We start from the raw sequence: 22,256 nt of genomic DNA on the forward strand, positions 1-22,256 counted from the left end.
AAATGCATGCCATGCTTGTCGATCTCGGAGGGATGTTCGCTAGCTGGTTCACGCCAGATGTCGAAGGTGTCACGTTGGAGTTTCCCAACGATCTCAATGGTGTGATTCAGTTCTCCAACGGCTCAGAGAAAGCGATTGTGGATGGCAAAGTGCAAGTGGCGTTAAGTGAGATTGGTGAGGGTGGCAAGATGACTCTCCCAACCCAAACTGCGCGAGTGTTGCCATACTTACCCAAGGCAAAATAGCCATCTACTTGTCTTTACCTAAACGTAATAAGGGCCGCAGATGCGGCCCTTATTCTTTATGACGACTAAACCTGACTACAAGTTGGTCACATTGAGCTGAAGGCTAGGATCGAACTCTTGTACACGATCGTCTTCATCAAGCTCTGGAGTCGGGATCTCTTCTTTATCGAAGCCAATATCTCCACCGTTGATGACACCAGAGTCTTTATCAACGGATTTAAAATCGAACAGTTCAAAGTCAGCCAAGTGGCTAGGTACCACATTTTGCATAGCGCGGAACATGCTTTCGATTCGACCAGGGAAGCGTTTGTCCCACTCATTAAGCATCTGTTTGATGTTCTGGCGCTGCAAGTTTGGCTGTGAACCGCACAAGTTACACGGGATAATTGGATAGCCGCGCAAATCTGCATACTTGATGATGTCTTTTTCACGGCAGTACGCCAGCGGACGAATCACCACGTGCTCACCGTTATCCGACACCAATTTAGGTGGCATGCCTTTCATTTTTCCGCCGTGGAACATATTCAAAAAGAGTGTTTCGAGAATGTCATCACGGTGGTGGCCAAGGGCAATCTTGGTTGCGCCCAACTCTTTTGCAGTGCGATACAAGATACCACGACGCAAACGTGAACAGAGTGAACAGGTCGTCTTGCCTTCAGGGATCTTATCTTGAACGATAGAGTATGTATCCTCTTCGACAATTTTGTATTCGACACCAAGTGACTCTAAATACTCTGGCAGGATGTGTGCAGGGAAGCCAGGCTGTTTTTGATCAAGGTTGACCGCAATCAATTGGAAATTGATTGGCGCACTCTTTTGTAAACTCATCAAAATATCAAGCATAGTAAAGCTGTCTTTGCCGCCGGATAAGCAAACCATAATGCGATCACCGTCTTCAATCATATTGAAGTCTTGGATGGCTTGGCCGGTGTTGCGGCGGATACGCTTTTGCAGCTTATTAAAGTTGTATTGTTGAGCTTTAGTTAGCTCTTGAGTTTGCTCAGTCATCAGCTTGCAGTCTTAATCAATCATGAATCCAAATGAAGTGCGTATGATACGGATAAATCACTCAGATGCCAGCGTTAGCGCAGAAAATAATTTATCGGCTTGAGGTCCAAACCGCGCGGATGTGAGAGTCTTTTGAGAGGATAGAAAATAGCCCCACCAAAGGGTGAGGCTATTGAAGGAGAGTATGTCGATCAGATTGCTGTTTTAGGATCGAGTGGGCTGATATAGCCAGCGGGTTTCAGGGCGAGTACATCGCAATTGATCTTATCAATCACATGTTCAGCGGTATTACCGATAAACACGGCGGAAAGTCCGGTGCGTCCAGTGGTACCGATAATCACCATAGCGGCATTCTCTTTGATAGCGGCATCTGGGATAACGTCCTCTGGCAAACCTTGCTCCACAATGGTTTGCTCTTCATCAAAACCATGTTTTTGTCTCAGTGCTTTCATCGCTGTTAAGTGGTGACCACGAACGGCATCGGTATAGGTGGTCGGGTCAAACTCTGGCAGTTCAATAGTAATGTTCGCGGGTGTGACAGGATAGGCATTAACAAGCAGCGGACGTGCGCCTAATCGCTCAGACAAACTTTTTAGCTGCTCAACCATTTCATCGTTTAACCCAATGTGTGTGTCATTTTCTGAACCCACGTGCACGGAGGCGAGAATACTTGCGTCCTCTGGCCACGTTTCGTTTTTAACCAGCAACACAGGAGAAGGGCATTTACGCAGCAAATGCCAATCGGTTGGGGTGAAAATCACAGACTCTAAGACATCATGTTTGCGTGTGCCTTTAATTACGATGTCGTGCTCACCGGAAAAGACTTCGGCGATAATCGCTTCATAAGGACGGTTGTGCCACACCACTTTGACTTCAAACTCCACGTTGTCATTCAAATAGGGCTGCGCGACTTTTTGCATCCATTGCTCGCGTTGACCAATCACCCCTCGGCGCATTGCATCTCTTTCATCGGAAGAGAGCATTGAGGTCATGTCATAAGAGAAGTCATAGATTGAGAGAAAGAACGTCACACGACTCGGTGAACGGCTCTGCGCGGCAAGCTGCATCGCTCTGGAAAGGGCGGGTTGTTCTTCTTTATTGATATCGGCAACCACTAAAATCTTATTGTAAATGCTCATAATTACTCCTTGGAGTAGAGTTGGGCTATAAGATTAATGTAGCTTACTTTTGAGGAGAGTATTAGGAAAACAATGCGGAAAGTAAAAGAAGTATGATGTAGCTCAGAATAGAGCTACATCATTGAACTGATTACGATTCTTTTGAAACGCCCGCCAGATCCATCAGAGCATCGTGGTCGATGATGGTGATGTATTTCCCTTTCACGCTGAGAATTTCAGACTTTTGGAAACGGCCTAGCAAACGCGAGATTGTCTCTACCGTCAAGCCCAGGTAGTTACCAATATCACCACGAGTCATGGTTAAACGGAACTCACGAGGGCTAAAGCCGCGCTGCGAAAAACGAGTTGAAAGGTTGTATAGGAAAGCAGCGAGACGCTCTTCTGCGTTCTTCTTTGAGAGCAGGAGAATCATGTCTTGGTCGCCTTTGATTTCATTACTCATCAGGCGCATGATTTGCTGACGCAACTTAGGCATTTTACCTGAAAGGTCGTCCAAGATTTCGTAAGGGATCTCACACACCATCGACGTCTCAAGCGCTTGAGCGAAACTTGGGTGACAATCACCAGTAATCGCATCAAAGCCTACAAGGTCACCGGCGAGGTGAAAGGCTGTAATTTGTTCATCGCCTTGCTCGGTAATGGTGTAGCTCTTAATGGTTCCTGAACGAATTGCGTAAAGAGATTTAAGCTCATCACCCGCTTTAAATAGCTCTTGGCCTTTCTGGATAGGCTTCTTTCGTTCGATAATTTGGTCAAGCTGGTCAAGTTCGGACTCGTTCAAAGTGAACGGAATACAAAGCTGACTGATACTACAGTCCTGACAGTGAATCGCACAACCACCGGACTGAATTCGCTTTGTTGCAGGCTTTTCAGAAATCATAACAACCTTTCACTATTTGATATACATCAATATTTTAGCACCCATTAGCGGCAAAAGGTAGCGGAAAAAAATGTATAAAAACAGGTATCTATAAACTAATTAATAAAATTGATATTGCATCATATCCGGTAAAAATGCCGTAGATTAACAGCATAAACGCAACAATTTGACGAAATACTGAAGAATTTTGAATCCGCTTAAGCGCCTCAGCCCCCATGCCAACCGCCAGCATCGCGGGTAGGGTTCCCAGCCCAAACATCAACATAACTAAGGCGCCGTTTAGCGCGCTGCCAGACACCGCAGACCAAGTCAATGTGGAGTAGACAAGTCCGCAGGGTAGCCATCCCCAGACCATGCCAAACGGAAGGGCGTGCAGGGGGGATTGTAAAGGCAGTAGGGATTTACCCGCTGGAGAGATAAAACGCCAAAGCTGCTGACCCAGCTTTTCAAAATGCAGCAGTCCGTGCCACCATTTTCCGATGTAACACGCGAGCAAAATCATGAAAAGTGCCGCCAGCAAACGAAGCCATATCAAGACACTGTTTATTTGGCTCAGTTTGCTCAACGACGCCACGGCGCCGCCGACGATGGCACCAAGCAGTGCGTAACTGATTAATCGACCAAGATTGTAATAAACGGACGTCCAACGTGAAGGCGAGGTTTGCCCGATGGTGAGCATTGAGGCGATACCACCACACATCCCCATACAATGCCCAGCTCCGACAAGACCGATGACAAACGCGCCGAACCAATCAATCATCATGGCTCACGTTTCTTTTGCTCAGACTCATCTTCGTCAAACAGAATGTTGTGACCTTGACGCTCGAGATCTTCAAACTGCTCGTTTTTCACTGCCCACAAAAACACCGCTACGGCAACACAAACCAGTACGATGGCAATAGGGATTAAGATATACAAGCTTTCCATTTACTTACCCTGTTCTTTGAGCAAACGCAGAGAGTTTGATACTACAATAATTGAGCTTGCAGACATACCAACCACAGCAAAATAAGGCGCGACCAAGCCGGCAACAGCGAGTGGCAAAATCAGTACATTATAGCCCAGTGACCAAGCGAGGTTTTCTCGGATGATTTTTCGAGTTTGCAGCGCAAGTTTGCGCGCATCGAGGATTCGCTCCAAGTGATCACCAAGCAACACCATGTCCGCTGAGGCTTTGGCAACATCGGCACCACCACCCATGGCGACAGACAGATGCGCGCCGGCGAGAGTAGGGGCATCGTTAATGCCATCCCCAATCATCATGGTGACGTCATTCGCATCAACGTGGTTTAAGAATTCGAGCTTGTCTTGAGGCTTGGCTCCTGCGACTACATCCTCAATCCCAATTTGCTCGGCGACCAATGTCGCGTTGGTGTGGGAATCACCCGTTAGCAGCGTCACTTTGATGCCCGCTTGCTGAAACTGCTCAATAAACGGCTTGGCGTCCTTACGAATCGGGTCGTGATATTCAAAGGTGGCCACTAGCTCGTTATTCAGTGATAAGTAAATGCAGTTAGGTGAGGGACTCGCCCCTTCACCAATCACAAACGAGGCACTGCCTATTTTCGCAATCGCACCATCAATCGAACCTGTTACACCAGAACCAATTACGTTCTCGATGTCTTGAATCTCCAGGCTCTGAACCGCATAAGGCTTAAACGCACGGGCCAGAGGATGATTGGCGTGGGACTCCAATGCTGCGGCCATAGAGAGCGCTTCTTCACGAGTGATATCTCCATGGAGCGTCACGTGACGAATTTCAATGTCACCATGCGTTAAGGTCCCGGTTTTATCGATGATCAAATGGTTCACTTTACACAGCGTTTCGAACACGTGGCTTTTGCGCAGAAGTATGCCGAAATTGCCCATGCGAGATGTCGCGCAGGTCAACGCCGTTGGTGTCGCGAGAGAGAGGGCGCAAGGACAGGTCGCGACCAATACTGACAACATGATCCAGAATGCATCGTCTGGGTTTGCTTGGTGCCAAAAGAACCAGGTAACCGCAGCAATCACCAAAATAATCGCGACAAAATAGCGCGCAACGACGTCGGCTATCTCGGCGATTTTGGGTTTCGCAAGCTGTGCTTCATCTTGCAGGCGTACAATTTTCGAGATCATCGAGTCCGCTTTGCTGGATGTCACCTCAAGTTCAAACGCTTCCTCGCCGTTGAGGGTACCGGCGTACACATAGTCCTCGACATTTTTCACGACAGGAACGGATTCGCCCGTTAACATCGACTCATCGATGTGGACTCGGCCTTTGATGATCTTGCCATCGGCAGGAATGTGCTCACCGGGTAACACGCGGATTTGATCGCCAAGTTTTAGGCTTCTGACGGCAATTTGGTCACCTTGAACCGTGGTGGCCATTGCAGGTATTAATTTAAGCAAGTTTCCACTTGCAGCGGCGGCTTTGCGTCTTGCGCGCATTTCAAGAAAGCGGCCAACCAAAAGGAAAAACGCAAACATCGAAATGGATTCAAAGAAAACTTCACCTTGCTCTGTAATGGTCGCCACCAAACTGGCAAAGTAGGCAAAAATCATCGCCAAAGAGACGGGGACATCCATGCCGAGAGTTTTACTGCGTAAGCTACGCCATGCATTTAGGTAAAAGGGCAGCGCCGAGTAGAGCATAACCGGTGTGGCAAAAATAAGGCTTACCCAGCGAAAGTAGTGTTTAAACTCTGGTTCTAGATCGCCAAACACTTCAAGGTAGAGCGCCACTGCCAACATCATGACTTGCATGGTCGCAAGGCCAGCTATACCTAACCGATAGAGGTACTGCTTCATTTGCTGATGGTAAGCCGCTTCTTGCTGGTCAGCTTCAAATGGCGCAGCTTTGTAACCCAATTGGTGAATCGACGAGAGAAGATCGCTGAGTCGAGTTTTGCTTTTATCCCACGCGAGTATCGCACGATTGGTCGTGGTGTTGACACGAATAGACAAAACGCCAGATTGGGTAGAAACTTGTTTCTCAATCAGCCAAGCACAAGCAGCACAAGAGACACCATCTAGTGACAATGTCACTTCTGCATGATCTTCATTGGTTCTGACAAACTCCGATTGAACCTCTTCGTTGTCATAGTGAATGAGTGCCTTGAGCTGCTCGGGAACCAGTTCGACTTTTTCTGCAGGCGCTGTTCGGTATTGATAGTAGGACACAAGCCCGCTATCAATAATCGTTTGGGCGACGGTTTCACACCCTGGGCAACACATATCGCGAGATTCGCCGAGGATCTCCACCTTATAATCCGTGTTGTCTGGTACTTCTTCACCACAGTGGTAACACGATTTACACATAGCTACGCTTACATCAATTAGTTGGAAAGAGGGATGGCCATCTCAGAAGGGAATGTCACGCGGCCTTGAATTAACCATTGTGCATCATGAGGGGTCAGTTCGATAAACCAGGGGCCTTGCAGCACCTCGTCGAGCTCAAAGCGATATTGACCTTTGGCGTCAGACGTCAGTAATCGGCTAAAATCGCGATCAGCCAGTGTGCGATGGGCAAACATCGCGGTGATTGCGGGGAAGTGTTCGAGAGTGCCTTTATCAAGCGAGATGACGATAGCGTTTTCGTCAGAGACGACTTGAGCGCTGAGTCCTAACTCTTTTGCAACGTTAATCTTTGAAATATCAACGTTGATCCCTTTTCCTTTTTTATAGTAATCCTCAGTAACCAGGTCGACCGAGTTCTGAGTGAAAATAACGACCGTTATAATAGTCCACACCACCACGATCGATGGAAGGATGATTAGAAACCACGGCCAAAACTGCTTATACCAAGGCTTTTCCATAAAAAAGTTCTCAATTTATAAAATGAAATCAGGGCTTTAACTGTAAAGGAAAGACAGCCCCATTACCATCTGTTGACAGCATGGGGCTGGAATTGAAATGTAACTTATTGTTCTGAGTTGCTTAGGCTCCATACATAGGCAGCGACAAGTTGCACTTTGTCTTCACCTAGTATGTCTTTCCAAGCTGGCATTACGCCTGAGCGGCCGTTCATGACCGTCTCTGTCACTTCAGCACGCGAGCCACCGAACAACCAATCTTGGTCAGTCAGATCCGGTGCACCCACAGCTGGGTTACCTTTACCGTCCGTACCATGACAAGCCGCACAAACCGCAAAACGTACTTTACCCGCTTCTGCTTCGCGCGCGTTCACGCTACGACCTGACAAGCTCAGCGTATAGCTCACGACTTCTTTCACGCCTTCTTCGCCAAGCGCATCTTTCCACGCAGGCATTTGACCGATTCGGCCTTGCATGATGGTGGTCACGATAGCTTCTGGCTCGCCACCGTATAGCCATGCGTCGTCAGTCAAATTAGGGAATCCTTTTTGACCGCGAGCGTCAGAGCCGTGACACTGCGAACAGTTTTGTAAGAACAGGCGCTGCCCCACTTTTACTGCTTCATCATCCGCTGCAATCGCAGGGATAGGGCGCAGATCAGAGGAGCCATCAACATACGCAAGTCGCTTGAATGCTTCACCAAAGTAGGCATCTGCATCATCAAGCTCTTTGGCGTATTGTACTAGCTGCTTGTTCTCTTGAGAGGCGGCAATCGACGCTTTTGACTCTTCAACCGAACGAACGGTTTGATCCGAGCTCTGCCAACCCAAGACACCTTTAAAGCTGCCAAGACCTGGATAAAGCGTTAAATAGATCGCTGCAAACACGAACGTACCTATGAAAAGGTAGGTCCACCATTTAGGTAGAGGATTGTTAAGCTCACGAATACCATCGTATTCATGGCCCATATCAGCGCCTTCCTCTACGCCCATTTTGTCTTTAAGACACCAGATAAGTAGTGCAGCACAGCCGACCAGTGTTCCGACCGTGATGATTATTATCCAAAGACTCCAAAACGTCGTCATTGCTTAGTCACTCCCTGTTCTTTTTTGGGCTGTTCAATCTCGTCAGCAAAGACAAGGTTGGCATCTTCTTCGAAGCGAGCTTTACGGTTTTTGCCGTAAGCCCACCACACAACGCCAATAAAGCTCACGAACAGAACGATGGTCCAAATACTGTGAATAGTACCGATATCCATTACGTCACCCCTTATTTACTTCATTGCGTGACCAAGAGACTGAAGATAAGCAATGATGGCATCCATCTCTGTTTTACCTTCTACATCTTTAGACGCGTTTGCGATTTGTTCATCTGTGTATGGCACACCGAATAGGTCGCGGAAAATACGCAATTTCTTCTCAGTGTCCTTACCATCCAGTTCATTGTCAGCCAGCCATGGGAAACCAGGCATGTTTGACTCAGGAACCAACTCGCGTGGGTCAATCAAGTGAACGCGGTGCCACTCGTCAGAGTAACGGCCACCAACGCGCGCAAGATCTGGACCTGTACGCTTAGATCCCCATAAGAACGGATGCTCCCAAACGCTTTCGCCCGCGACGGAGTAGTGACCGTAGCGCTCTGTCTCCGAACGGAAAGGACGAATCATCTGGCTGTGGCACACGTTACAACCTTCGCGAATGTAAATATCACGACCTTCGAGTTCCAACGCAGAATAGGGACGCAAGTTTTCAACCGGCTCCGTTGTCTGTTTTTGGAAAATCAGTGGCGTGATTTCTACCAGCGCACCCAAACTGATGGCAAACACAATCAGGATCGCAAGCAAACCGACATTACGTTCTACTAGTTCGTGGCGATTGTTAGAATTTGAACTCATTCTTTAATCTCCTTAAGCCGGTTGCGGGATAGCTTTTAGGCTATCTTTTGGCGCGGTAACGGTTTTGTACGTGTTGTATGCCATGAGGAACATACCTGCTAGGAAGATAAAGCCACCTAGGAAACGAACAAAATAGAACGGGTAAGACGCTTGTACAGACTCTACAAAACTATACGTTAATGTGCCGTCTGAGTTCACTGCACGCCACATTAGGCCCTGCATAACGCCCGAAATCCACATCGCGACGATGTAAAGAACAGTACCGATAGTGGCTAGCCAGAAGTGGGCGTTGATCATGCCAACAGAGTACATACGCTGCTGACCGAATAGACGCGGAACCAAGTGGTAAACCGAACCAATCGAAACCATAGCAACCCAACCTAACGCCCCTGAGTGCACGTGACCGATTGTCCAGTCAGTGTAGTGGGAAAGGGCGTTGACGGTCTTAATCGACATCATCGGACCTTCAAACGTTGACATGCCATAGAACGACAGGGAGACGATGAGGAAACGCAAAATTGGGTCATAACGAAGTTTGTGCCATGCGCCAGATAGCGTCATGATACCGTTGATCATGCCACCCCAAGAAGGTGCGAACAGTACAAGAGACATCACCATACCGAGAGACTGAGTCCAGTCAGGCAGAGCCGTGTAGTGAAGGTGGTGTGGGCCTGCCCAGATGTATAGCGAGACCAATGCCCAGAAGTGAACAATCGACAAACGGTATGAATAAACGGGACGTTCAGCTTGCTTAGGAACAAAGTAGTACATCATGCCAAGGAAGCCAGCGGTCAGTAGGAAACCTACCGCGTTGTGTCCGTACCACCATTGTACCATTGCATCAACGGCACCGGAGTAGACAGAGTAAGACTTACCCATAGAGACCGGAATCGCCATGCTGTTAACAATATGCAATACAGCGACAGTGATGATGAACGCACCAAAGAACCAGTTTGCCACGTAGATGTGTGATGTTTTACGCGTAATCAGTGTGCCGAAGAACACCACTGCGTAAGCCACCCAGACAACAGCGATCGCAATATCGATCGGCCATTCTAGTTCCGCGTACTCTTTACCCGAGGTAAAACCGAGTGGGAGAGTGATCGCGGCTGCGAGGATAATTGCCTGCCAACCCCAGAAGGTGAAGGCGACGAGAGGGCCACCAAATAGACGTGTTTGACAAGTTCTCTGTACAACGTAATAAGACGTTGCGAATAGGGCACTTGTACCAAACGCAAAAATAACCGCATTAGTATGCAGAGGACGTAAGCGACTGTACGTCAACCACGGCGTATCAAAGTTTAGCTGTGGCCAAACTAATTGAGCGGCAATCAAAACACCAACAGCCATGCCGACGATACCCCAGAGAATAGTCACTAAGGTAAACTGACGGACGACTGTATAGTTGTAGTTTTGTTCTAGCTGCTTTTCTTGGCTCATTTGCATGCTTCCAATTTCTAATTAACTACACTTTACTTCCAACACGACACATGTCGTAATGCCACCCAAAACCTCAAGAAAATGTCGCCAATCTCAGTTGGTTAAATAATCTTGCCAGTTTTTAAAAAAAGTGGCACTTTCAGCCGCCAACTATACTTCATTTAACAATTCAATGACAGCATAGTAACCTTACACTTGGTCAGGTTTTGGCCTTTTATTTTAAAAGTTTGAAGTTTGTTACACGGAGAACCCAACAGAATGGCAGCCCAAAAACTAACAAGAGGTCGTTTTGCTCAAATAATCATCATGTTAACCCTGCTTCTGACGGCGTTTTTCTGGCGTACTATCACGCACAAAGATGCGATAGAAGTGGTGTGCGAACTCAAACCCGCGTGCACATTTGTTGTCGAAAACGACCGCTTCACCGCAAAATTTGAGGCAAACAAGATTATCATCACCAAGCCCAATACAAACTGGCTGCTAAAACCGTTAGAATCACCGCAAACAATTACGGAAAGTGACACCGACTGGAGACTCGAGGCTCCCGTCAATGAAGCGTTAAGCCTAAGCTTGCAAGACCTCAACAAGACCAAAGAAGCGACAATCAAGTTTCGAATGTAACTGCGCACAAATTTGGGATAATTGACGTCTTACAATCCATTTTGATAGCGAATAGCTCGACCAATGAGATGTTAAATTTGACGCGAACGAACGAGAAAACTTGCGACTTCTTTGTCGAAATCACAAATTATGAGCATGGCTCAGCACTAATAATCAGCTTTGGAAATCTTTGATTAACAAACTGATTATTAGGTATTTTATGGTAAATTCAGTTATGTTTAATGGAACAGATCGTTGGATGGGTAGATTGGATAGGGAGTGGTACTCCCTGTGTTTGCTTATCGATTATTTAACATAATATACATAATACGCACTAATGTTATGTGGTCGATTAGGCTGTCATTTCACGTTTAACGTCTTTCTGGTTAACGTCGATTGCGTCTAATATCATCCCAAAGCGCTTCAACTCTAAGCCTCCGAAGTTATTTACAACGTAGCTTGTATTGCGTGGCGTGTAGATTCCTCTTGGTCTTTCTCTAGCGTCAGCTTCATTTCTACTGGGAACTTACCGCCTAAATGTGCGTAAGCGATTTGCTCGTAAATAGTTCGACCTGGGCGACCTTCTTTGCCTGCTGTGCTGCGAGTTTCTACGGGAACGTTTTCTGAGAAGATTTCTATTTTAATCATGGTTAATTTCCTTAAGCGATTGCCTTGAACGGCATGATGTTAGATTTCTCGACTATTTGTAATTGATACCAGTCTGGGATACTAAGTGATTGAACTTCTATGACTTCTGAACGTTTAAGCGTTGGACAGATTCTCGTTACATCGAACGGCAAAGCGATATCGATACCGATGCTTTTTAATCGCGGTCTGTGTACGTAATACTGACTGTTTCTCTCGATTTTTTGTCCAAGTTGCCACACTGACGCTAATTCCCATGAGTGACCAAGACATTAATCGCTTTTAAGTACGATACCGCCTTCATCAAATCCATGGCAGACAACCTTAAAAAATTCGACGTTTATCGAGTCAGCTAAGTCAATATAGCACCTTTTCTTTGGCACATTTCTCCCGGGGCGATCCTAGTAACCGACGTTATCCCGCTCCTTTTGTTGGTTCAACTGCGAAGATTTGAGTTTAGATTTTTCGCGCAAGTCTGCTTATTAGGCTAATTGGTGGTTTGTATTTACCTCAAGCGAATTAGTTATAGTGCCTAATATCTACTGACATGGATATGAATGATGGCGTGTGGTATTGAGGATTTGTAACGCTTTCCTTTGGGGATCACATTCTTTGACTGGTCACATACCTGATGATCACCAGATGAGTTAACTCGGATAACTTTCAGATACTTATCGTCAAATTTAGTGTGTACGTACACGTCACAAAAACCTTGAACACCAGATTTATTTAACTGCTTAAGAACGTGTTTCTTGATCTTTTTTGCTACAGGGTAACGCTCTGCGTCGTCAGCAAAAGCTGAGAATGCGTGAAAGAAACAAAAGAGAAAGATTAGTAAAGATTTCATGTGGTCACCTCCTCTACCACCTTACTTATTGCAAGGTGGCGTGGTGAGACTAGATGACCGTTTTACGACGAGGCACTTTAATTATCATGCGAAAGCAATACGTTAATGGGCTTTCTTTCCGGATTTCGATTTAAACCCTTGGTGTGGAAATACATTTCTAATGCGTTGCTGGACCTTTTTAGGGACTTGCTTAGAGAACACAAGTTTAGTCCCGGTACGCTGTTGATACACTTTCAACTCACCATCAAAAGGCGTTCTTTCCGCAATCTCTAAGACATTGTGGCGAAAGCTTGGTGGGAAATGGCCTTTCTCGCTTTCTAATTTACCGTTTACGAACTTCGCTTTTAAAATCGGTCTATCGACGGCGACCAACCAAAAGATAACGACCGCCGCAATGACAATCACATACAACATACAAACCCCTTAATCTAACAGCTTACTTAAATCTTCTTTCAAGCTACTCACCGTCTTACTCGCTTTTTCGCTGCGTGATGCTTCGGTGAGTAAGTATTCGATAGCATCTGACAAAGTACACCCCAACTCATTGGCGCGATAAGACAGTTTCTCCCACACACGATAATCAAGATCGATGGACTTCTTCTTGGTGTGGATTTGTTCTGCATTGAAGTGACGCTTTCTTTTGGCTCGGATTGCTTGCTTTAACTTGATGTCCAACTCGGGCGACATGTGCTTGTCTATCCATTCGAGAACTTTTACTGGCTCGTGCTGGATTTGCTGAAGAGACTTAACAGCGGTCTCGGCTTCACTTCGATCAACATAGCGTGTAATCGACGCACCGGCCTTCCACTTGTTGATGAGATAAGTCCACTTCCATCCGCATTCTAAGTTTTCCAATTGTTGATATTTCATGTCAGCCGTTCCCTAGTCGTTCTTCCCCTAACCGTTTGAGTGACAGCGTAACTCACGACGCGCTGAGTTGAAAGTGATTTGTGAGCAAATTAAGAGCAAGATCAATGACACAATACGTTATTGCCCGTTATGCCCCCCGATATGTAACTTATACATGATCCCCCTATATAAGCCAGGCAGTTTTCTATATAATTCCACTCCATTTTTTAATAAAACAATTGGATTTCAATGAAGCAAGAAAGCTGGCGCACCGTGACCCCACACTATGATCATTTTGACGCAGTGTTGGCTCAATTCTCGACTCTACCGCAAGTGAGTTTTCTCGATATTCAAACGCGCCTTAAGCAGACATTGAACACGTTTTGCAAACTGGAACACTATCGTTGCCTAGTGCTTAATGCACCGGATAATGCACACTACCGAAGCCTGCTGAAGCAATCCCTTCACAAGATTGATGAGTCCAAACAGGTTCTATGCTCTGAGTCCATTGACGCATCCTCACTTTTGGGTCACTACAGTTGCAATGAATCTGGTGACGTTGTCACCAAAATAACGGGTCAACTTCAACAAGCGACTGACGACGGAATCGTCATTATCTCTGCCAACTTGCTACTTGCTCACCCTGTTCATTGGCCAGCAATCAAGTCCGCGATAATGGGAGAGTCCTACCCGCTGATCAATAGCAACCCCGCGCGCCCTGCAAATCAAGCCCCTACGGCAGTAACCCAAGCGAAACTCATCGTATTGGGCGATCAACACCAACTCGCTGAGCTCGAATACCTAGAACCTGATCTTTTTAGCCGTCTGTCGATGTACAGCGAGGTGGAACTAGATGTTGCTCTCAACGAAGCGTCGATTGAACGTTACTTGGGTTATCTCTCTTGGTTATCGACACAGTATCAACTTCCAAGCTTGGAGGTTGATGCGGTTAAGCGCGTCATGGTTGCCGGTGCAAGGCACACCGAAGACCAAAGCTTTATGCCACTTGATGTGAGTTGGTATCAATCGATTATTAAAGAGGCACTGCTATTTTCTAACAGCGATGTCATCACTGCCAACGACATAGAAAGTGCGATTGATGCTAAGTACCAGCGTGAGTCATATCTTTGCGAGCGCGCCCTGTCGGACATCACCGAAGGACAAGTCGTGATTGAAACGCAAGGTGAGTGTGTTGGCCAAGTGAACGGACTCACTGTGATTGATGTCCCAGGACACCCGCTCTCATATGGTGAGCCGGCGCGTATCTCTTGCGTGATTCATTTTGGTGATGGCGACATCTCTGATGTAGAGCGAAAGGCCGAGCTAGGCGGCAATTTACACGCGAAAGGCATGATGATCATGCAAGCGTTCGTCAGCAGCGCACTCAATCTCGATGAACCACTGCCCTATTCCGCGTCTGTCGTGTTTGAGCAGTCGTACAGCGAAGTGGATGGTGACAGTGCGACTCTCGCTGAGCTCTGCTCTTTTGTCAGTGCCCTTTCCGAGTACCCTATTAATCAGCAAATTGCCGTAACGGGTGCGGTCGATCAGTTTGGCCGTGTGCAGGCTGTCGGTGGATTAAACGAGAAAATCGAAGGTTTTTATCACGTCTGTAAGCACCAGGGATTCACCGGGCATCAAGGCGTCATTTTACCTAAGACGAACTTAAAACACTTAGCGCTTCACAAAGACGTCATAGAAAGTATCAAAAATAACGAGTTCCATATTTGGTCGGTGTCTACAGTTGATGAGGCCATCCCGTTGATCATGGGTAAGCCCTTCCGAGGAGACGACGAATCGAGCGTTATTAGCAAAATCGCTGAGCGTATAGAGAGCTTTGAGCGTCATGACCAACCCTTAAGCTTAATGGACAAGATCAAGAGTTGGCTTAGCTAAAGCTTTCTTTTCGTCACATTTTTACTGATCGGAGTTGTTTAGCGTACACGTGTTCACTAACATGCTGCTATCAAAATTTGGAGTAATTGATAATGCAAAACAAACGAGATTCTTATAACCGCGAAGATTTACTGGCATCAAGTCAAGGTGAGCTGTTCGGACCAGGCTACCCTCAGCTTCCTGCACCGAACATGCTAATGATGGATCGCGTCACTAAGATGTCTGAAACAGAAGGTGATTTTGGTAAAGGTTTGATTCTGGCAGAGCTTGATATTACTCCTGACCTTTGGTTCTTTGATTGCCACTTCCCTGGTGACCCAGTGATGCCAGGCTGTCTTGGTCTTGATGCGATGTGGCAATTGGTTGGTTTCTTCCTCGGCTGGGTTGGCGGTAAAGGCAAAGGCCGTGCACTTGGCGTGGGTGAAGTGAAATTCACCGGTCAAATTCTCCCAACAGCGAAGAAAGTGACGTACGAAATTCACATGAAGCGCGTTGTTAACCGTAAGCTTGTTATGGGTCTAGCGGATGGTCGCGTACTTGTCGACGGTAAAGAAATTTACGTAGCGAAAGATCTTAAAGTGGGTCTTTTCCAAGATACGTCTGCTTTCTAAGATTATAAATCTTTTCTCTAGCGACTCACTCGAGTCGCTTTTTTGCACTCAAGCTGGCTAGTTATAGTGCATTACATATTTAAGATAAAGCCCCTTTCGGGGCTTAGTTCCTTGCAGTATGTGGGTTAAGAGTTATTTGTAGAGACCTGACTGCTTGTCGTCCCTGGCATCACGCCAACCACCGAGCCAATACGACCGAGCATCCATCTGCTGATACGGGCAGGCTTCCATAGAGCGGCCATTCAGCCCCGCTTTGTACCCTTGAGATTGAGCTCGCTCTAAGCGGTCACGCTTTTGTCTCTTCATAGTGTCGTCCTCATACATACGGTGTTTCTTAACGTACTACTATTAACTTTTCATGGAGTTTTTGTGACTCCACAATTAAGAATCGTCGATCATCGACACTTTCACAAGATATAAAAAAGCACAGCGTCAAAATTGTGAGGCTGTGCTCTAGTTTAAAATTTAACCTACTTTCTACGGAACCCTAGGAATGAAAGTAGCATCAAAGCAAAGAAACCTAGTGAACCGCCCTGTCTGTCAACGGTGTCAGTAGTCGCGGCGGGACGTGACTCAATCGTTTGACTAGACGAGTTTGGAATAAGTTTAACTGCGACGACTTCACTACCGCTGTCGCAAGATGATTCAATTGAATACGTAGAGAATCCACCAGCACAATAATAAGCCGTGCCGGAAATGACACCTGCATCATTGATGTCGGTCGCATCAATAATACGATACTCATTATTTGTATCTGGTGAACTAGCAGAATAGGTGAGGTCATCTAGATAATGACTCGTTTTAATAGGTGTACTATTGCTGCTATCCAGCGTAGTAATGAACGCTCTCTGAGCTCGCGGTTTACCGTTGTACTCGCGGTGCGTTTCAAAATCAACAGCACCAACAACTAAATCATCATTGTTGATACCACCAGCTTTACCGTTGGCACCGTAGAAAAGCACGTCATCGTTAAACAAAGTTGCAGTGGGAGAAGTGACATCACTGACGTAAAACAGGCCATTTGAATATGAACCATTTACGACAATGTCACGCAGTTTATAGGTTCCTATCGCCTTACCGTTGTCATTGACAGCGGATACAACAGAATTCAGGTAGTTACTAATACTCCTATCGCCAGAGTCGAAACCGGAGACGAAGGTACTTGACCAACTATTTGCTCCCGTTCTGGTAAATACAGCAGCCCTTAGGTATTCATCACTGTCGCTATTATACCCGACTGCGTACATCGTACCATCTATAGAAGCAATATCTCTAGCTGCACCTTGAGGTTGAATACGATCGTTGGACGCTGCTCCAATCCACCCGATTTGCGTTGCTGTACCATCTTCCCAAATGGTTGCTTTGGATGTGTAGTCAGAAGAATTATTAGTGGCTGATATTGACACACTTCCCGCAACATATTTAATACCATCAGATTGAACATACTTCCATGCACGAGAAGTTTCTCCAGATTCTAACGTTGAATTACCAACGAAAGCGGTGTTTCTTCGAGTGGACGTTTGGTAGTTACCTACCGCTTCGCTACTTGATGAAATACTATTAACAACGACATTGCCAAAACTACTTTGAACAGGTTCTGTTACAGTCTCCACAAACGAAGCAGTACCATCAAAATTGTTACTCTCTTCGTTCAAGTAGCCATAAGTATACTGGTTGGTAGCCCAGTTCTCGCACAAAGTATCCGCATATCCAAGATAGTTGTAGCAGTAATTTCTGAAATTCGACCAAACATCATCATCTGAGTCAATATAATCGAAACCAAAACGCGTCAAGAATGGGGACTCATGGCGGTATTCAAAGCCTTCATTATAGTTCTTGCCTTCAAATGCAATCTTATGATCTGTTGCATGATTAGAACTACAATCTGTGTTCCAGCAATTTACTGAAGACGGCTGAATCGCGACACCATAATGTTTGTCGTATCCAGAGTTGTCATACCTCTCTACAACTTTATACAACGCCGCATTAGCACTAAATGCCGCCGATACCGTGGCGGCAATCATGGATATTTTGAAGATCTTACTACTCATCGTATTGTTTAACTTTCCTGTTGCATTGCCTCGAGCTCTTCCCAACGCTCGAAAGCAACGTCTAACTCTTGCTCTGTCTGAGCGAGCTTATCTAAAATCGTTTGTGTTTGCTCAGTCGGTTTGGCGAAGAAATCTGGGTCATTCACCTGCCCTTGTAGCGCTTCAATTTGCGCCTCGAGCTCTTCCAACTTAGCGGGTAAGGCTTCTAATTCTCGCTGCAGTTTATAAGATAACTTCTTCGGCTTTGCCTTAGTGACTGCAGATTTGGGAGTTTCCTCAACTTGTTTGACTGTTTTTGCTGAATTTTCCACCACGCGGGCTTGATGCGCTTGTGCTCTTTGTTGCTGAGCATCGTGGTAGCCACCAACAAACTCTTCAATCACACCATTACCTTCAAAGATCCAACTGGTCGTCACTGTGTTATCCACAAACTGACGATCGTGGCTCACTAAAAGCAACGTACCCTGATAGTTGGCAAGCAAATCTTCTAAAAGTTCCAGAGTTTCGATATCCAAATCGTTGGTGGGTTCATCCAGCACCAATAAATTGTTCGGTCTGAGGAAGATACGCGCTAGAAGTAGTCGGTTTTTTTCACCGCCAGAGAGCGCTTTTACCGGTGTACGCGCGCGTTTTGGTGCAAACAAGAAATCTTGTAGGTAGCTCAGTGCATGCCTTGGCTTTCCGCCGACCATCACCTCTTGTTTACCATCAGCAAGGTTGTCGATCACCGTCTTTTCCGGATCTAGTATTTCTCGATACTGGTCAAAGTAAGCGACTTCCAGTTTAGTTCCGCAGTGGAGTTTACCGCTATCAGGCTGTAAAGAACCAAGTAACAGCTTGAGAAGCGTACTCTTACCGCATCCGTTCGGCCCAACCAATGCAATCCGATCGCCGCGCATGATATTGAAAGAGAAATCGCGCACAATTGCGTTACCCTCAATCGAGTAATTGATGTTCTGCGCTTCGAAAACAATTTTTCCTGAACGCGCGGCGTCATCAATCTGGATATTCGCTTTACCCTGCACTTCTCGCCTGTCGAGACGTTCCTCGCGTAACTTTTTCAGCGCACGAACACGTCCTTCGTTACGCGTGCGGCGGGCTTTGATGCCCTGACGAATCCAAACCTCTTCTTGCGCCAGTTTCTTATCAAACTCTGCGTTTTGCATCTCCTCAACGCGCAACATCTCTTCTTTTTCGACGAGATAGTTGTCGTAGTCACCGGGAAACGAGGCAAGCTGACCGCGATCGAGATCGACGATGCGTGTCGCCATAGATTTGATAAAAGCGCGGTCGTGAGAGATAAAGATGATGGAACCACGAAAATCTTTCAGGAAGGTTTCTAGCCACTCAATCGTGGTCACATCGAGATGGTTGGTCGGCTCATCAAGCAGCAATACATCGGGATCACGCACTAAAGCGCGCGCCAACGCGGCTTTGCGCTGCCATCCTCCCGACAAGTCGGTCAATTTAGTGTGGCCATCAAGTTTAAGCGCAGCCAAAACGTTTTTAATCCTGTCTTCGAAGCGCCACGCACCTGTGTGTTCAAGTTGCTCCTGAATACGGGCCAACTTATTGATGTTTTGCTCAGATGGATCAACCGCTAGTAGATCGAGCTGATCTTGGTAGATCTTAATTTGCTCACCAATTTCAGCCAGTCCACCCGCGACATAATCAAACACGGTGCCTTCTTGATTTCGTGGCGGATCTTGCTCAAGACGCGATACCACCACATCTTGCGTGACGGTCAGTTTACCGTCGTCAAGCAGCACTTCGCCCGCGAGCACTTTCATGAGAGTCGATTTACCAGCGCCATTTCGCCCAACCAAACAGACACGCTCATTGTCTTGTAATGCGAAGTCTGCGTGGTCAAGTAAAGGGTGATCACCGTAAGCGAGTAATCCGTTATTGATGGTAAGTAATGCCATTATTCTCTAACCATTGAATCAGTTGTTGTTTGTCAAAGGGCCAATTGAGCTCACTCTCGTTTGCGCGAAGCACTGGAATAGTGACACCGTAACGAGAGAAGAGCTCATCGTCGAACGCGATATCGACGTGCTCAACGAGACGGTCAATGCCGACACTTTGACAGAGCGAAAACGCCATCTCACAGAGATGGCATCCTTCAGTGCTGTATAAGGTAATCATCGATGCTATCTATCCTTGTTCATACACCGAGTTTACTGGCGATGCGTGATCAACCAGCAGTTATGAATCTGTTTATTACGTGCGAAGTCCATCGGCAAGGTTTGGTGTGAGATATTCTTTGCCTCTAAACCAAGCTCGGACAACGCATCATTGTCCATCTTAAAGTGACGCTTGTTATTGGAGAACACAATCGTACCGTCAGTGCGCAATAGGCGTTTCAGCTGGCTCATCAGTTGAATGTGATCTCTTTGCACATCGAACGACTGCTCCATCCGCTTTGAGTTCGAAAACGTCGGGGGATCAATGAAGATGAGATCAAACTGAGCCGTCGATTTCTCAAGCCATTGCAAACAATCGGCTTGCTCGAAACGGTGTTGACGCCCCACTTGACCATTCAACGCCATGTTCTCTTTCGCCCAATCTAAATAGGTTTTGGACATGTCGACGGTGGTGGTCGACTTTGCACCACCACACGCGGCATGGACGGTCGCAGAACCTGTGTACGCAAACAAGTTCAGGAAGTCCTTACCCTTTGCCATCTCACCCAGTCTGCGACGTGTGATTTTATGATCTAAAAACAGGCCGGTATCGAGATAATCATGCAGGTTCACAAACAGCTTCACGCCGTACTCGGAAACCTCCATTTTTCGCGACTCTTGCGACAACTTCTGATATTGAGCGCGCCCTTTCTGCTTCTCACGGACTTTGAGCACGACTTTATTCGCATCGGTCCCCGTCACTTCAATCGTCGCTCGAATAATGTCGGTTAGACGTCTCTTTGCCGTCTCCTCTGGAATGCTTTTAGGCGCAGCATACTCTTGAATCACCAGGTGATCACAGTACACGTCAATCGCCACGTTGTAATCGGGCAGATCTGCATCGTAGACGCGATAGCAATCAAGCTCTTCTTTACGCGCCCACTTACCAATTTTCGCGAGATTCTTTTTGAGTCGATTTGAAAAGTCAGGTGCAATACTGCTTTGACGTGTCTCACCCGACTCTGCATCTTTACGTGACTCTGCTGAGCGAGCTGAAATCGAGTAGTTCTTTTGGTGACAGGGTAACGCACCATTACTTAACTTAAACTGTTTCTCTGCACGCATGCGTAAACAGCTAAGCAACTCATCAGAGCTTGAGAATATTGACGCGTGACAGCCACCAAATTCCGCCTTCAACTGGGCGCCGAACGCCGTATAAAGCGCAATTAAGCCAGGATGCGTACCTAGACGTTCACCGTAAGGTGGGTTACAGATAACGACTCCAGAATCGAAATCCGCTGGGCGTGTCACTTTTGCTGCGTCACCCACCTCAAAGTGGATCAATCCATCAACACCCGCGCGACGGGCATTATCTTTGGCAATCTGAATCACGCGGCTATCGTTATCAAATCCGTAAAACTTAGAGTCAACTTTCTTGACACCACGACGAGCTTGAACCGCCGCTTCAGATTTAATTTCCGCCCACACCTCAGGTTCGAAATCTTCTAAGGATTCAAAGCCCCACTTTGCGCGTTTGACGCCTGGCGCCATGTTGGCTGCCATCATCGCAGCTTCTATCAGCAAGGTGCCAGAGCCACACATAGGATCTAGCAAGTTACTACCTGTTTGCCAACCACTGCGTCCGATAATGGCGGCAGCGAGTGTCTCACGCAATGGCGCTCGGCCAGATTCGCTACGGTAACCCCGTTGGTGTAAGCCGCCACCGACCATATCAATACCTAACAAGGCTTTATCTTTGTGTAAGCGGACATGGATACGAAGATCACTATGATCTTTACTGATCGACGGTCTCGGTAAGTTTTTCTTTTCAAAGCAATCGACAACCGCATCTTTGACCTTCATCGCACCATACTGGCTGTTACGAATCTCGCGGTTTGTGCCGTTAAAATCCACGACAAACTTCTTTGAGCTGTGGAAATGGTTGACCCAGTTGACCGAAGAGGCAGCAAGGTAAAGATCCATATCATCATTACAGGTGAACTCTGAAAGCACGCGAACAAAACGTGAGGCCAAACGGCTCCATAGACACACACGATACACTTGCTCATTCGTGGCTTTAAAGCGAACCCCTGCCTGAACAGGTTTCGCGTTCTCTATTCCCAAGTTCGTCAGCTCTTCAACTAACAGGTTCTCCATACCATTGGATGTAACCGCAAGATATTGATGCATAGTGATGTTTATTTCTTTAAAAAATGACCCGGCATTATAACCGA

At 46.7% G+C, this 22,256-nt stretch carries 23 protein-coding genes and 2 pseudogenes; 4 read left to right on the forward strand and 21 right to left on the reverse strand.

What is annotated here, in order from left to right:
• Window positions 1–245: pseudogene (locus tag AC6R0L_RS02605) on the forward strand (DUF2987 domain-containing protein); the annotation flags it as partial.
• A 75-nt stretch (window positions 246–320) separates the two neighbouring features.
• Here the strand turns inward: AC6R0L_RS02605 and ttcA are convergent.
• The 11 genes from ttcA to ccoN all read right to left on the reverse strand — a co-directional run bounded on the left by ttcA (window position 321) and on the right by ccoN (window position 10,400).
• On the reverse strand, window positions 321–1,253 hold the full coding sequence (ttcA, locus tag AC6R0L_RS02610; protein ID WP_500628126.1) for a tRNA 2-thiocytidine(32) synthetase TtcA: 933 nt from the start codon (window positions 1,251–1,253) through the stop codon (window positions 321–323).
• 191 nt (window positions 1,254–1,444) lie between these two features.
• Window positions 1,445–2,392: a universal stress protein UspE gene (uspE, locus tag AC6R0L_RS02615; RefSeq protein WP_334555353.1), complete on the reverse strand. Its 948-nt coding sequence runs from the start codon at window positions 2,390–2,392 to the stop codon at window positions 1,445–1,447.
• 130 nt (window positions 2,393–2,522) lie between these two features.
• Entirely contained in the window at window positions 2,523–3,272 is a 750-nt protein-coding gene (gene fnr, locus AC6R0L_RS02620; protein WP_334555354.1) for a fumarate/nitrate reduction transcriptional regulator Fnr, read from the reverse strand.
• Between the two features lie 88 nt (window positions 3,273–3,360).
• Window positions 3,361–4,035: a sulfite exporter TauE/SafE family protein gene (locus AC6R0L_RS02625; protein WP_500628127.1), complete on the reverse strand. Its 675-nt coding sequence runs from the start codon at window positions 4,033–4,035 to the stop codon at window positions 3,361–3,363.
• Window positions 4,032–4,199: a cbb3-type cytochrome oxidase assembly protein CcoS gene (gene ccoS / locus AC6R0L_RS02630; protein WP_500628128.1), complete on the reverse strand. Its 168-nt coding sequence runs from the start codon at window positions 4,197–4,199 to the stop codon at window positions 4,032–4,034. The genes AC6R0L_RS02625 and ccoS overlap by 4 nt, the downstream gene beginning before the upstream one ends.
• On the reverse strand, window positions 4,200–6,572 hold the full coding sequence (locus AC6R0L_RS02635; protein ID WP_500628129.1) for a heavy metal translocating P-type ATPase: 2,373 nt from the start codon (window positions 6,570–6,572) through the stop codon (window positions 4,200–4,202).
• A gap of 17 nt (window positions 6,573–6,589) precedes the next feature.
• Window positions 6,590–7,069 carry a FixH family protein gene (locus AC6R0L_RS02640; protein WP_500628130.1) on the reverse strand — a complete coding sequence of 160 codons (480 nt, stop codon included), beginning with the start codon at window positions 7,067–7,069 and terminating at the stop codon, window positions 6,590–6,592.
• 104 nt (window positions 7,070–7,173) lie between these two features.
• Window positions 7,174–8,151, reverse strand: a complete 978-nt coding sequence (gene ccoP / locus AC6R0L_RS02645; protein WP_334555359.1) for a cytochrome-c oxidase, cbb3-type subunit III — start codon at window positions 8,149–8,151, stop codon at window positions 7,174–7,176.
• Window positions 8,148–8,324, reverse strand: coding sequence for a cbb3-type cytochrome oxidase subunit 3 (locus AC6R0L_RS02650; protein WP_334555360.1), 177 nt, complete (start codon window positions 8,322–8,324; stop codon window positions 8,148–8,150). Before AC6R0L_RS02650 ends, ccoP begins: the two co-directional genes overlap by 4 nt.
• A gap of 15 nt (window positions 8,325–8,339) precedes the next feature.
• Entirely contained in the window at window positions 8,340–8,960 is a 621-nt protein-coding gene (gene ccoO, locus AC6R0L_RS02655) for a cytochrome-c oxidase, cbb3-type subunit II (protein ID WP_334555361.1), read from the reverse strand.
• A 12-nt stretch (window positions 8,961–8,972) separates the two neighbouring features.
• A complete protein-coding gene (gene ccoN / locus AC6R0L_RS02660) occupies window positions 8,973–10,400 on the reverse strand; it encodes a cytochrome-c oxidase, cbb3-type subunit I (protein ID WP_334555362.1) in 1,428 nt (475 codons plus the stop codon).
• A 306-nt stretch (window positions 10,401–10,706) separates the two neighbouring features.
• On the opposite strand from ccoN, the gene AC6R0L_RS02665 reads away from it, so the two are divergent.
• Complete coding sequence (locus AC6R0L_RS02665) at window positions 10,707–11,021, forward strand: hypothetical protein (RefSeq protein ID WP_500628131.1); 315 nt, start codon at window positions 10,707–10,709, stop codon at window positions 11,019–11,021.
• A gap of 331 nt (window positions 11,022–11,352) precedes the next feature.
• Here the strand turns inward: AC6R0L_RS02665 and AC6R0L_RS02670 are convergent.
• The 5 genes and pseudogenes from AC6R0L_RS02670 to matP form a co-directional block, all read right to left on the reverse strand.
• A pseudogene (locus tag AC6R0L_RS02670) lies at window positions 11,353–11,648 on the reverse strand (single-stranded DNA-binding protein).
• 11 nt (window positions 11,649–11,659) lie between these two features.
• Window positions 11,660–11,887, reverse strand: a complete 228-nt coding sequence (locus AC6R0L_RS02675; protein ID WP_500628132.1) for a phage/plasmid replication domain-containing protein — start codon at window positions 11,885–11,887, stop codon at window positions 11,660–11,662.
• 290 nt (window positions 11,888–12,177) lie between these two features.
• Window positions 12,178–12,492, reverse strand: coding sequence for a hypothetical protein (locus AC6R0L_RS02680; protein WP_500628133.1), 315 nt, complete (start codon window positions 12,490–12,492; stop codon window positions 12,178–12,180).
• 102 nt (window positions 12,493–12,594) lie between these two features.
• The gene (locus AC6R0L_RS02685) at window positions 12,595–12,906 is read right to left on the reverse strand and encodes a DUF3634 family protein (protein WP_487901990.1); all 312 of its coding nucleotides are present in this window, start codon (window positions 12,904–12,906) and stop codon (window positions 12,595–12,597) included.
• A 9-nt stretch (window positions 12,907–12,915) separates the two neighbouring features.
• The gene (matP, locus tag AC6R0L_RS02690; protein WP_334555372.1) at window positions 12,916–13,362 is read right to left on the reverse strand and encodes a macrodomain Ter protein MatP; all 447 of its coding nucleotides are present in this window, start codon (window positions 13,360–13,362) and stop codon (window positions 12,916–12,918) included.
• 228 nt (window positions 13,363–13,590) lie between these two features.
• On the opposite strand from matP, the gene AC6R0L_RS02695 reads away from it, so the two are divergent.
• Together AC6R0L_RS02695 and fabA are read left to right on the forward strand one after the other, a co-directional pair.
• Entirely contained in the window at window positions 13,591–15,237 is a 1,647-nt protein-coding gene (locus AC6R0L_RS02695; RefSeq protein ID WP_500628134.1) for a S16 family serine protease, read from the forward strand.
• Window positions 15,238–15,329: 92 nt separating this feature from the next.
• Window positions 15,330–15,848 carry a bifunctional 3-hydroxydecanoyl-ACP dehydratase/trans-2-decenoyl-ACP isomerase gene (gene fabA, locus AC6R0L_RS02700; protein WP_004743352.1) on the forward strand — a complete coding sequence of 173 codons (519 nt, stop codon included), beginning with the start codon at window positions 15,330–15,332 and terminating at the stop codon, window positions 15,846–15,848.
• A gap of 132 nt (window positions 15,849–15,980) precedes the next feature.
• Here the strand turns inward: fabA and rmf are convergent, their stop codons facing one another.
• From rmf to rlmKL, 5 genes are all read right to left on the reverse strand, one after another.
• On the reverse strand, window positions 15,981–16,154 hold the full coding sequence (rmf, locus tag AC6R0L_RS02705; RefSeq protein WP_334555374.1) for a ribosome modulation factor: 174 nt from the start codon (window positions 16,152–16,154) through the stop codon (window positions 15,981–15,983).
• Between the two features lie 164 nt (window positions 16,155–16,318).
• A complete protein-coding gene (locus tag AC6R0L_RS02710) occupies window positions 16,319–17,899 on the reverse strand; it encodes a DUF3466 family protein (RefSeq protein WP_500628135.1) in 1,581 nt (526 codons plus the stop codon).
• Between the two features lie 8 nt (window positions 17,900–17,907).
• Window positions 17,908–19,824, reverse strand: coding sequence for an ABC transporter ATP-binding protein (locus AC6R0L_RS02715; RefSeq protein ID WP_500628136.1), 1,917 nt, complete (start codon window positions 19,822–19,824; stop codon window positions 17,908–17,910).
• Complete coding sequence (locus AC6R0L_RS02720; protein ID WP_334555377.1) at window positions 19,802–20,044, reverse strand: glutaredoxin family protein; 243 nt, start codon at window positions 20,042–20,044, stop codon at window positions 19,802–19,804. The genes AC6R0L_RS02715 and AC6R0L_RS02720 overlap by 23 nt, the downstream gene beginning before the upstream one ends.
• Before the next feature lie 32 nt (window positions 20,045–20,076).
• On the reverse strand, window positions 20,077–22,212 hold the full coding sequence (gene rlmKL, locus AC6R0L_RS02725; RefSeq protein ID WP_500628137.1) for a bifunctional 23S rRNA (guanine(2069)-N(7))-methyltransferase RlmK/23S rRNA (guanine(2445)-N(2))-methyltransferase RlmL: 2,136 nt from the start codon (window positions 22,210–22,212) through the stop codon (window positions 20,077–20,079).
• Between the last annotated feature and the right edge of the window lie 44 nt (window positions 22,213–22,256).

It is taken from the genome of Vibrio sp. R15-SG3-ISO1A (assembly GCF_059833955.1).